This is a genomic window from Capnocytophaga sputigena (assembly GCF_002302495.1).
GTDB classification, from domain to species: Bacteria; Bacteroidota; Bacteroidia; order Flavobacteriales; family Flavobacteriaceae; genus Capnocytophaga; species Capnocytophaga sputigena.
Genome location: NZ_CP022379.1, coordinates 1,896,518 through 1,909,652, shown reverse-complemented (window position 1 = coordinate 1,909,652; position 13,135 = coordinate 1,896,518). Strand labels below are relative to the sequence as shown.

5 protein-coding genes are annotated in these 13,135 nt (G+C 41.1%); all 5 read right to left on the bottom strand.

Translation table 11 applies throughout. The annotated features are described in order from the left end of the window. Positions 1 to 10: 10 nt before the first annotated feature. The 5 genes from CGC57_RS08395 to CGC57_RS08375 all read right to left on the bottom strand — a co-directional run bounded on the left by CGC57_RS08395 (position 11) and on the right by CGC57_RS08375 (position 13,004). Positions 11 to 3,013 (bottom strand): tetratricopeptide repeat protein, encoded by a 3,003-nt coding sequence (locus CGC57_RS08395; RefSeq protein WP_095898781.1) that lies wholly within the window; start codon positions 3,011 to 3,013, stop codon positions 11 to 13. A 153-nt stretch (positions 3,014 to 3,166) separates the two neighbouring features. Beyond that, positions 3,167 to 7,021 carry a glycoside hydrolase family 2 TIM barrel-domain containing protein gene (locus CGC57_RS08390; protein WP_095898780.1) on the bottom strand — a complete coding sequence of 1,285 codons (3,855 nt, stop codon included), beginning with the start codon at positions 7,019 to 7,021 and terminating at the stop codon, positions 3,167 to 3,169. 445 nt (positions 7,022 to 7,466) lie between these two features. Next, a complete protein-coding gene (locus CGC57_RS08385; protein WP_002677982.1) occupies positions 7,467 to 8,462 on the bottom strand; it encodes a SusE domain-containing protein in 996 nt (331 codons plus the stop codon). 14 nt (positions 8,463 to 8,476) lie between these two features. Next, positions 8,477 to 10,045, bottom strand: a complete 1,569-nt coding sequence (locus CGC57_RS08380) for a RagB/SusD family nutrient uptake outer membrane protein (protein ID WP_095898779.1) — start codon at positions 10,043 to 10,045, stop codon at positions 8,477 to 8,479. A gap of 4 nt (positions 10,046 to 10,049) precedes the next feature. Further along, entirely contained in the window at positions 10,050 to 13,004 is a 2,955-nt protein-coding gene (locus CGC57_RS08375; protein WP_095898778.1) for a SusC/RagA family TonB-linked outer membrane protein, read from the bottom strand. Positions 13,005 to 13,135 lie beyond the last annotated feature (131 nt).

Below are 13,135 nucleotides of genomic sequence, written 5' to 3'. Positions count from 1 at the left end.
CTATTCGTCCCTACTTTACTGATGAGTTGCTTTTTGCAGCTTCGGCTTTTACAGCGGCGAGTTCTTTTTTAGCTTCGGCTACTACTTCAGGGAACTCTTTGAAGTTTTTCAGTACGCTTTCCAAGATGTAAGAGGCTTGGTAAGCATCGTTGAGTCCGCGGAAGTTTTTAGCCATCACTATAAGGCTCTTAGCAGCAAATTCTTTATGTCCACCATAATCTTTAGCGATTTTTTGCACGATTTCGTTAGAGGCTTTGTAGTTACCTTCTTTATTTTTGAAATAAGCATCGTAGTACAAGGCTTCGGCAGCGAGACTACCGGTAGCGGTTTTCTGTACTTCTTGGTAATACTTACGCGCCTGATCGTCGTTGCCGGCTTGCGTATAAGCACGGGCAAGCACTATGTAAGCATCGTTTTTGATGCGGGTATCAATAGATTTTTCTTCTAATACTTTATTGGCATATTCTATTGCTTTGTCGTACAATTTCTCGTTGTAGCACACGCGCATTAGGTTGCTTTGAGCATAAGTTCTATTCTGTGCAATGGTAGCCGTTTTCTCAAGTTCTTCGAGGTAAGGTTTGGCTTTGAGGTAGCTACCTGCGTCGAGCAATATTTGGCACACGCGAGTAAGGGCTTGTTCGCCATATTCGTTAGAACCTCCCTTAGACACATTCTCATAGTGGGTAAGCGCTTTGGCTTTTTGTCCGCTATTGAAATAGAGTTGCCCCAAGTAGAACTCGGCATTAGTGCGGCGTAGTCCATTAGGGAAATCTTTGAGGTATTTCTCGAAAGCAGCAATAGCTTCTTTGCTGTTGTTTTGCAAATATTGGCGTTCGGCAGCTTCATAAGATGCACCTTCCAATTCAAGGTCGGTTACTTCTACATAGCCTAAACTCTTCGCCCAAGCAGCATATTCGCTCACTTTGCCCATATCTACATAGATAAGTTTAGCCGATGCTACTGCTTGTGAAGCCTCGTTCGTATTAGGATAGTCCTTAGTAATGGTTTTGAAAAGGGCGAGCGCTTTTTGGTCTTCCCCTTTATTGTAATACACTAAACCTTCACGCAACATTGCACGAGGCACAAGCACATTGCCTTTGTATTCCTTGATAAGTTGCTGATAGTACTGCACTCCTTTTTCGGTAGATCCTTTTGTTACATAGGCATTTGCCAACTCAAACAAGGCATTAGGGCGCAAGTTAGAACCTTTGTAGTTCTTAACAAAACGCTCTAAATCTTCTATTTTGCTAGGCAATCGGTCTACGAAACCATAACTTATCGCTTTTTGATAGGCTGCATAATCTTGGTCGGCTGATTTTTCTTCTATCAGCTTGTTGTAGCCCTCCATTGCAGGCCAGTATTTTCCGGTTACGAAATACGAATCGGCTAAGCGAAGCATCGCATCGTGTTTCCAAACATTGTTTTTAGGGTTCTGTTTGAGGTATTTCTCAAAATTGACGATAGCCGTAGCGTAATTGTGTTGATTGAATTGTGAGTATGCTAATCCGTAGTAGCCTTTGCTGTATTCTTCGGTTTTAGCAGCCGCTGGATTGTTCACAAACTGAGTGAAGTAAGTTTCTGCTCCTTTGTAATCTTTTAGCTGATAAGCCGATTCACCTGCCCAATAAGAAGCACGCGCTGAAAGACTTCCGCTGCCAGCAATAGCTTTGGTGAGATACTGCAAAGCATCGGTGTATTGGAGTTCGTTGAAGAGTTCCAAACCACGGTAGAAAGCTACTTTTTTGTAGGTTTCTTTATCTTTAGGGTCATTGGATTTTTCTAACAGACTGATAGCTGCTTGGTAGTTACCTGAGGAAATGTACGAATCTACCAAAAGCGACTGAATTTCTTCTTTGTTGTCGTTAGGATAGGCTTGTGCGTAGGCTTGCAACACGCTAGGCACACTTTCGTAAGGGTTCCCTATTTCATAACTAAGGCGGGCGTAGTTCAAATGCGCATCTTTTTTGATTTGCTTATCGAAATCCATTTGAGAGGCATTGCGGAAAGCGTTGAGAGCCTGCTGCTTTTGGTCGGTTTTGAGGTAACATTCGGCTAAGTGATAATAAGCATTTTGCGCTACATTATCGTTTCCACCTACAATTTTGTTAAATTGTTCGATAGCAGCCTTGTAGTCGTTATTTTTATAGAAAGCATAGCCTAAATAGTAATAATCGGTATTAGAGAATTTACCTTTTTTACCTTTGTATTTTTGCAAATAAGGGATTGCTTCTTTATATTTTTTCTGATTGAAGTAACTTTCGCCTATAATCTTGTTGAGTTCTGATATTTCTTGAGCGCTCTTGGTTTTGGCGAGTTGTTTTTGTCCTTCTTCTATAGCCTCGTCGTAAAGGGCTTGTTTGAAGTACATATTAGCTTGGAAGTAGGATACATTTTTGCTGAGAGTCGCATCGTCTTGGACTTCGCGGAAGTAACTTTCGGCTTTTGCGTAATCATCGGAGTCATAGGCTATATACCCCAAATAATACTTGGCATTATCGGCGTATAAAGGGTTGTTCTGCACCGACTCAAAATATGGTTTCGACTCGGCTTGTTTACCCGTATGGAAGAGACAGTAACCTTTCTGGAAGTTGAAGCGCGCTTTCTCCTCACTGGATACTCCTAACTCATCGATAGCGTTGTACCACTCCAGAGCCTCAGCATAATTTCCTTGCTGGAAATAGAGGTTAGCCATTTGCAGATAAGCCTCGCTGCTCATAGGCGACTCGGGGTGATTGACGATGAAGTTGTTCACTAAAGCATCGGCGCCATCTTGGTTGAGCAGTGCCGCAATAGTGGCTACGTAGTACTCACTTTGGGTACGGATAGCCTTATCGGGATTGGCAGTTTGCTCTTTGCGGAAGAGGTTTTGCGCCGGCTCATACAATTTGCGGTTGTAGAGTTCTACCGCTTTTTGGTATTGCGATTGAGGGTTGGTAATGATTTCAGTTTCTTGTGCCCATAACCACTGACCGAAAGTCATCAGTGAGAGCACCGAAAAAAGTGTTTTTTTCATAATGTTTTACTGTTTAAATATTAGGAAAAAGGAAATAGATGCGGCAAAGATAGTAATAATTTGGGAATTAGGCAAATTAGGGGGCAGGTGTTAGGTGTTAGGTTTCAGGGGGCAGGTGTCAGGGGGCAGAGGTTAGCTGAACTATTGCTGAATTTACTTGTCAATTAAAATCTGTAGTTCAGCGCCACTCACATAGTCTTGTCCGTATTGTTCGCTTAGGGCAGTGAATCGCAAGTAGCGAGCTTTTACGGGTTTGACGAAAATGGCTTTTTGCGGACTGCCGTCTTTTAACGGAAATGTACCTTTATAGATTTCTTCCCAATGTTGTCCATCGTTACTTACCGACACGCTAAAATCCTTTACATCACCGGTTTTGTATTCATCACTGCGCGGCAAGTAACTGATACCCGTTACAAGGGTTTCTTTCATCAGTTCAAAATCTACCCAATGGGGGTATTTTGCTACTGTGATGCTATAAGCACTGTGCCATATTGTGCTAGGATCATTGTCAATCAGGTGAGTAGCTTCGCCTAAATCTACCTCTTCACTACTAGCAAAAATTACTTTCATCGGTATGCCTTTGGTTTTCTCTAAGCCTGTAGGGAAAGTTGGTGCGGGAGTACTAGGGGTTACTTGTGCTTGTGCAGCTATTTTTTCATTTTCATCAGTTGCTGAAGTGCTGACTTTTATAGGGCGTATGATAAATCCGAAATGCGTAGGGCTTGCCATTACTCTATCGCGAACCAGCGGAGTGGGACCGCAGCTGTTGCCACCTACCCCCGTAGTAGCTGCGTTGAGTTGCAGATAAGTAGCATCAGACTCAGGCAATTGGTAAGGATGCCCTGCCAAAGTGAGTTGCTGAGGTGAGTGAGCTAAAGCTGAAAAATCCATCGTAGGATTGGCTACCAATAGCACTCCTGTTTTGTTATCATCGTTTTTAAGGGCTACCCAACGCGTATCTTGATGATGCCCCATATCCTGCGGCTTAGGAAAAGAAGAACCCCCTTCTGGAAGTGGAAAAGTTACCTCATCATTGTATATTCCTACAAAAGCTCCCGTTTTTCTATCGGAATAGTTGTCTTGAGGTCCTCGACCATAGTAAGTGGTATGTTTGAATTGTTTGGGCAACTTGAGCTGATAGCCTATTTGTGGCAATACAGCTGTAGGTTCGTTCGATGCAATAGCCGCTTGCAGTTCAATAGAGCCATCGGGGTAGACGGTGAACACTTGGTTGGTAACGAAGCGGAAATTGTCGTTATCGAAAGGTTTATTAGTAAATTCCTCAATATGATGATAGGCAGCACTAGGTTTACCTATGAGTTGCGCTCCGTTAGGTGCTTGTGATTGTACGGTGAAAGCAAAGCTATAACTGCCATTGGCGTTTTTGGTTACTTTGTGCGATAAGGCTTTGTGTTGCAAGTTGTGCAATCCTTTGTTGAACCACTGTTGATATGCCCATACATCGTTGTTTACAAAAGCGCGGAAGGCATTAAGTTGAAAATTGCTATTTTCTACAATAGGTTGTTCGCCGTATTGCAATTTGGCAATGGTACCTTTTTCAAAATCGAATTGCACGGAGAAGTCTTTACCTGCAAGGGTTTTCTGGTCTTTGCTAAAAGTGAGTTTTTCACCTTTGGCTACTGAAGCAATAGGTGATTTTTCTACTTCGTTTTCAGACCAGTGGAGTTGCTCAGCTGCTTGTACAAAACCTTTTTTAGCCCAAGGAATATCTTCAGTGAGTTCAAACTCGAAATTGATATAATAATCGGCAGCTTCTTCAGGAAGGTAACCTATATTTACTATACCTCTTTTTTGTGGAGGAATAGCGTCTATTGAAAAATCTCCTTTTTTTATTTCAAAACCATTTTTGTAGAGTTTCCACACACCTTTTAAATGTGATAAAGTGCGGAAGTAGTTTTTGTTAAAAATTTCAAAGACAGGAGGAGACATTATATCCTCTTTAAGAAATGGGGTATATTTAGAAACTGCTACTTCTTGATACACTTTTTTCACTTCGGCGAGTTGGGGTTTTGGTTTGCGATCGGCGAAAATAATTCCGTTCATCACAAACTGACCGTCGTTAGGGTAATCGCCGAAATCACCTCCATAACCTTCATAACGCTTGCCATCTTTTGTATAATGATAGATTGATTGGTCTACCCAATCCCAAATAGCACCTCCACAGATGTATTTGCTACTATCAATCGCTTCCCAATAATCGGCGAGATTGCCGAGAGCATTGCCCATAGAGTGGGCATATTCGGAGATATGGAAAGGGTATTTGATATTCAGTTCACCAGTAGCAGCTTTCTCTACCCACGCCACCGATGGATATTGATTAGACCCCATATCCACGATATCGTTGTTGCGTTCGTACTGCACGGGGCGGCTTTTATCAATGGTTTTCAAGTGGTCGTAAGCTACTTTGAAGTTCTTACCAGGTCCTGCTTCATTACCGAGAGACCATATTACGATAGAAGGCGCGTTGTAAGTCGCTTCAACCATTTCGGTTACGCGGGCAACGTGTGCATTTTCCCATTCTTTAGGGTGAGAGAGCGACTCCTTGCCGTAGTAGTACTGATGCGACTCAATATTGGCTTCATTTTCTAAATAGATACCATACTTGTCGCAGAGGTAGAACCAATGAGGATCAGGAGGGTAGTGAGAGTTACGCACGTGGTTGATGTTGTTGCGTTTCATCAAGAAGATTTCGTCTTTCATCTGCTCGTGAGTGAGCGTATGCCCCTGTGCGGGGTGTGTTTCGTGACGATTTACGCCTTTGAGTTTGATTGGCTGTCCGTTGAGATAATAGACTTTATCTTTAATCTCCACTTTGCGAAAGCCAAAGTATGATGAAACCGTTTCAACCACTTTGCCTTTTTTATCTAATAATTGAGCGACGAGCACATAGCGATGAGGAGCTTCGGCTGACCACATACGCACGTTTTTCCAATCTTTTTGCAAGGAAGTTGTGGTAGCAAAACCTTTGGCATTTGCTTTAGGCAGTTTGGTTGTCCACTGTTTTTCAGGGGTTTCGGTTACTTCATCTTTGTACAAGTGTTTAGCAGGATAGACTGCATAGCGCAGTGAATAGCCTTCCACAGGTTGATTTGTGAGATTGCGCACTTCGGCTTTTACTTGTAAGTCCCACGTTTTGTAATCAGTATCAGTAAGAATATTCAAATTGAAGATTTGGACTTTGGGGGTAGCACGCAGGGCTACGGTTCTAAAAATCCCCGGTAAGCGGAACATATCTTGAGATTCGAGGAAAGAACCATCAGAATTGCGGTACACTTCTACCGCTACTTTATTTTTACCTTTTTGAAGGTAGGGGGTAATATCAAAAGAGGCTACATTGCGAGAGTTTTTAGAGAAACCTACATATTTGCCATTGATCCACAGATAGAAGAAAGAGTCTACCCCATCGAAATCAATAAATATTTCGCGTCCATCCCAATTGTTAGGCACTTCGAACTCGCGCACATAGGAACCTACCTCATTGCGATATTCATAGGTTGTCCAATCTGTTGGAGGTGTGCGCATTACCCCTTTGCGCCAATCGTCGACCTTGCGTTCGTGGTAGAAAATCACGGGTTGATTCACATAGATAGGCAGTCCGTATTTGAGAGAGCCATCTTTTTGGATACCATAGACATTCCAATTAGACGGTACGGGAATGGCGTCCCATTTTGAGGTATCGTAATCCGTTTTATAGAAATCTTTAGGGCGCTGGTCGGGGGTTTTGCACCAATGGAATCGCCATTGCCCATTGAGGGATTGCCAATAGGGAGAATACTCCGGCAGCACTTGTGTAGCTTGTTTCTCGTTGTTGAACGAAAAGAAGTAGGCTCTCGGATATTCTTTGTTAAGAGATAGGTTTTCGGGCGATTGCCACTCATCACCTGTAGGGGCAGCAGGGTTGCCATAAGCGAAGCCTGCTAAGGTTTTGTGTTGGGCAGTAGCTGAAATGGTAGCGACTAATGTAAAGGCTAAAAAGTAGTTTTTCATTTGTTGTAAATTTATTGAAAGCCCCTGAACCCCCAAAGGGAGACTATCCTCAAAGGTGATTGTATATCAGTTGTGGGGGAGTATCCAAAATGTTTTTTGTGTGGACGTTTGCAACACATACCCAGCTATCGCTGGCTTTCCTACATAACACACTCTAAAAGTGATTGATTATCAAAGCAATCCATTTTAGTAAAGTATGATAATTTGCTTTTTTAAACTCCCACGAATTTCACAAATTTTCACGAAATTGGGAGTGCATAAAAGTCTTTATTTTTTTATTATCTCACGAATTTTCACCTGACGGTGAATTATCTTGTGATTATATTACGATATAACGCTATAAATCAACATTCTGTTATATCGGTAGTAGTGAATAAAACAGCGAACTACTTGTGAGGAGTAGCTCGCTGTTTGTGAAAGTTCAGAAATTAAGTGAAAACTAAATTTATTTTTTGATGAGTTCGTAAGTACCTGTACCCGCTTCTTCGTCAAAAGAGAAATTGATATCGTAAGTACCAGCAGTAACAGGAATATTAGCACCACCACTCTTTAGGTTGCCATCGGAAACATATCCGTAGTTAGTACCCCAAGAGTTATTCAAACGGAATTTAATCTCACCGTTGCTAAGCACTACGTTTTTAGCTTCCCATTGGTCAAGCTGACCGTTATAGCTCATCACCACATCATCAGTATCTCCCCAACCTTTGGCACCATTACCTATGATACCCCAAGAGTATGCTTCCATTTTGTAAGTAAGAGCGGAAAGATTGATAGTAATACGAGTAGCACCAATAACAGAGGCTTCAATATCACTTCCACCAGTTACTAATTTACCTCCTGTGCCACCATAATTGGTACCCCAGTTATTATTAGTGCGGAATTTAATTTTACCTGCTTTAAGAGTAGTATAGGCTACTAAATTACCTCCTTGATTCCACATAGACACATCGGGACCATTCCAACCATTAGGTGTAGCATCACCTACAACTCCCCAAATAGAAGGAGAGAGAAGAGTTTGGTAAGAATTGATACTAATAGTATTTTCAGAGACACCTTTAGTTACTTGTTGTTCACCTACTAATACAGTAGAGGTAATTTTCACATCGGCGGCTTGCCCTACAGGGAGTTTCAAAGTACGAGCAATTCTATTGAGTTCGGCTACGGTATAGGTTACTTTATTAGAAGTAATTTTTTTAGTATCCGATTTAGAACCATACGAAAAAACCGTTTGATACTTCACTGGAGTATTCACACTTAGATTAGCATTATAGGTAATAGTAAGTGCTTCTTGGCTCGCGTTAGCTTCTTGTAAAACAAGGGTATTGCTTGATACTTGTGTAGTAAGTGTTACAGCACTTGTATCGAGAGTTGTTTTATCTTCTTTTTCACAGCCTGCTAATAATACTAACGATAGCAAGGCTAATTTAGTTATTTTTTTCATTGCTTATTCGGTTTTTAGTATCCAGTATTTTGTTTGATTACACCTCCTGATGACAATACTACGTTAGCAGGTATAGGATAGAGTTTGCGGAAGTTATCAACAGCTGCACCAGCTGCTACACCACCTTTGAAAGGCCATAAATACGTACCTTCTACAAATTGGTTATAACGAATCAAATCAGTACGGCGGAATCCTTCCCAATAAAGTTCACGAGCACGTTCATTAAGTATTTCATCGGTAGTAACAGCACCAAGTGTAGTTACTCCTGCACGAGAGCGCAATAGGTTTACATAAGTAAGTGCATTAGCTGTATTATTACCACTGCGCATAGCAGCTTCAGCATAGTTCAAGTATATTTCGGCTAAGCGTATAAGAGCTACATCGGTATCTACAAAGTCACCTGCAGGGTCTTTACCTTTTGTACCTGCTGAAGTGATGTTTTTGTACTTAGTAATAGCATAACCATGTTTGAAATTAGAGATAGAACTAATTTCGTATTCTTGACCATTGGTGAAGAACATTGCACGTGCATCTGTCCAAGCAGTAGGAGGGTTGTTTGTTCCGTTGAATTTTTGCACTAAAGATTTAGTAGTGCGAATACCAGCCCAACCACTACCTACACCATAGTTTTGAGCTGACATAGCGCCTCCTATAGATGCGTGTACTAAGAAAGTACTACCTGCCCAAGTTTTTGAGCTCAAACCATCGAAATTAGCGGTAAAGATATTTTCGTTTTGAGCGCCATTGGTATCGTTATCGGCTAAGAAAAGGTTTTTGTAATTAGGAGCTAAGCTATAACCAGAGTTGATTACCTTTGTAGCGTATTCCATACAATCAGCCCAACGAGGGGTACCTGTATACACTTCGGCATTGAGATATAGGCGAGATAACAAAGCCCAAGCAGCCGCTTTATCCACACGACCATATTCATTAGTTTTAGGAGCCTTGAGGTCGTTTTCGATAGCTTTGAGTTCACTTTCTATAAAAGCAAACACCTCTGCACGACTTTTGCGATCGGAAGTAGTAAGGTTATCTTTTACTTCGGTTATAATAGGTGTTGCCCCAAATAAATCCATTAAGTAATAATAGGCATAAGCACGAATAAAACGGGCTTCGGCAACTCCGTAGGTTTTCATTTCCTCAAACTGGCTATTTTGGTTAATTGAGATAAATGAATTAGCAAATGAAACGGTTTGTGCCAATCGGTAGTACATACCTTCAATGATACCATTGCTGGCAGTCCAGTTCATATTGTGAAAATCGGGCACACCTGGGTCGCTCCACGCTACTACGGCTTCATCTGTAGGGAGTTCTTGCATATAGAACAAGAGACGAGTGAACTGACTTGTTCCTTCATCTATCCCTTGTATATCAGGAGATCCCGAAGGTCCTTGTTGCCCTGTAAGAGCTAAAGAAGCGTATACTTTTGCTAAGGCTTGTTCTGCTTCATCTAAGTTTGATTTTACTGAATTTTCAGTTTTGCTATCGGGGTCGATAGAAGGGTCTTGGTCTAAGTCTTTCAAACAACTGCTAAGTGATAAAGCTGCTGCCAATCCCCATATTTTGATATAATTACTTTTCATACGCTTAGAAATTTAAGTTAATACCAAATAGGTAAGTTTTAGGACGTGGGTATACGTTGTTATCGATACCTGAAGTTGCTCTGTTATTAGCATCCACAGATAATACTTCTGGATCTAATCCTTTGTATTTAGTAAGGGTAAGTACATTTTGCATAGTAGCATAGAGGCGTACTTTTAGTTTGTTAGCTTCAGGGAAATTGTAACCTAAGGTGATATTGTCAATCTTGAAGAAAGACGCATCGTGTAAATACATATCGCTAAGCATTGTTTGCGTTTTACGCTGACTTAACAAAGTGTCGTAGTAAGAGCTTGGTGTATTGCGCAAAATGTTATCGGAATACACGCGGTCAAGCGATGCATTGGCAGATGATACGTTGTCGTACACATAGTTACCAAGGCTTGCACGGGTAGCGATATTCAAATCCCACTGTTTGTAAGTGAGGTTGGTAGTAAGTCCCATAGTGATATCGGCATAAGGAGATTTGCCCATATAACGGTCGTTTTCATCTATTTTGCCATCATTGTTTCTATCTACATAAGCCCCTTCAATAGGCATACCATCAGCTCCATACACTTGCTCGTAGAGGTAGAAAGTGTAAGGGGCATAGCCTTCTTGGTGGCGTTGTACCGTATTACCAGTACCTCCACTAATACCTCCTACGTTTTGAAGGTTGGTAAGTTTGGTAATTTCGTTTTTGTTGTAAGCAACGTTATAAGTAAGTGTCCAGTTGATATTTTTTTCATCATTGCGCACAGGTACTACGCTCACAATAGCTTCAATCCCTTTGTTTTCCATATCTCCAATATTGCTAGCAATACGGCTACCATAGTTAGTAAATGGAGCTACGTTAGCTTCGGCGATAAGGTCTTTGGTGAGCTTGCGATATACATCCACACTACCAAAGAGGCGATTGCCAAAGAAACCATAGTCGATACCCGCATTGAGAGTATTACCAATTTCCCATTTGAGGTGTTTGTTCACACTCTCAGGACGTGCTGTTGCAATATAACGGTTGCCTATTTGATAATAAGCACCATCGTTGATACTACCTACATAACGAGTAAGGAATAGATAATCGCCGAGACCATTTACGTTCCCTACTTCACCATAACCGAGGCGAAGTTTAAGTTCGTTTACTTTTTCTTTATCTTTTAAGAAAGATTCGTTTTTCACATTCCAAGCTAAGGCTACAGAAGGGAAGTAACCCCAACGATCGTCTGGATTCAATTTAGAAGAAGCATCGGCACGGAGGGTAGCTGTAAGCATATAGCGATCGTTGAAACTATAGTTAGCACGACCGAAGAAAGAGATAAGTACATTTCGGCTCTTGTCGTTCACTGGAGTTTCAACATTATTTTGCCCTGTGAAGTATTCAGTTTTATTTGATTCTTTACTGAAATAAAAACGTTGGTAAGAGTGTCCCACCATAAATGAAAGGTTATGTTTACCAATTTCTTTCATATAGTTTGCATAGGCATCAAACAGGGCATTAGAGGCAATGTGTGTATAATGATCGTGTACCCCATTGAAAGTACTTGATGAAGAAGGCATACGAGGATCGGTAATATCATCACCATTACTCTTAGTATAATCGATACCTGTGTTAATAGTAGCCGTAATATCTTTGAAAAAAGGCAAAGTATAATCTACTTTCACGTTAGAAATCAAACGATTTACAGTAGAGGTATTATCACGCAAATAAAGCAATGCCAATGGGTTAGAAGGAGCATTATTATTTTTGTTGCCATTTTCTAACCAAGTGTGATAACCTGCATATTTATCAGGACCTCCATATATTGATTGGGTAGGGTCATACTCAATAGCAGCACCTATAGCACCTTTATCGGCAAAGCGGTTTTTGATAAAAGAGCCTGATACGTTGAACTCAGTACGCAATGATTTATCAAAGAACTGAGGTGTTAAAGACAATTTAGCGGTTGCACGTTGGAATTTATCAGTTTTGAGAATACCATCGGCATAAGTATGTCCTACAGAAAGGCGGTAAGGAACCACAGATTTGATAGAACCAGAAACTCCTACAGTGGTATTGGTAGTAGGTGCTATTTGGTAGATTTCTTTTTGCCAATTAGTATTTGCATTACCTAATAGTGCTTTTTGATCAGCAGTACCAGTTTGGTTTACTAAGGCACGAAACTCATCGGTAGATAGGAGGTTTACATAATCGGACACTTGGCTGAAAGAGATACTAGAATTTACCGCTACTTGTGTATCTTGGTTCATCTTTCCTTTTTTGGTGGTAATCATAATTACCCCATTGGCAGCACGTGAACCATAGATAGCTGTAGATGAAGCGTCTTTTAGCACGGTCATACTCTCGATGTCTTCGGGGTTGATAGAGTTCAAAATACTACGTGACCCTCCAACAGCTCCATCGTTCATTGGTATACCATCTACTACTACAAGTGGATTAGAGTTCAAAGTAAGAGAGCCTGTACCGCGCACGCGGATGTTTTGCCCATCACCAGGAGCACCACCAGCGGAGGTTATTTGCACCCCTGCTACTTTACCTTGTAACAATTGGTCGGCAGAGAGGTTTTGCCCTTTGTTGAAGTCTTTAGTAGTTACCAAGTTTACAGAACCTGTAACATCTTGTTTTCTAGCTACTCCATACCCGATAACTACTACGTCGCCGAGTTGTTGTACATCTTCTTGAAGAACGATGTTCATAGTTCCTGCTTTAGCAGCTACTTCTTGAGATTTGAAACCTACAGATGAGAATACGAGAGTAGCCCCTTTCTCTACTTTTAGTTCAAAATTACCGTCGAAATCGGCGGCAGTACCGTGAGAGGTACCTTTTACGAGCACACTAGCACCCATTAAGGGTTCGCCAGCGCCATCTTTCACTGTTCCTTTTACAGTGATTTGTTGTGCATAACCGAAAGCTACACACAAGAAAAACACTACTGCATAAAGTAGTTTGTTCATTTTTACTTTCATACGCTTTTCTAATTTGAAAATTTGTCGATTTGTCGATGCTAATCAAGAATTAATTTGACTTATCAACTTTGCCAAAGTGTGAAACTTTGGCAAAGTGTGGTGATATATTTGTTGATTTGCGAATCGACTTA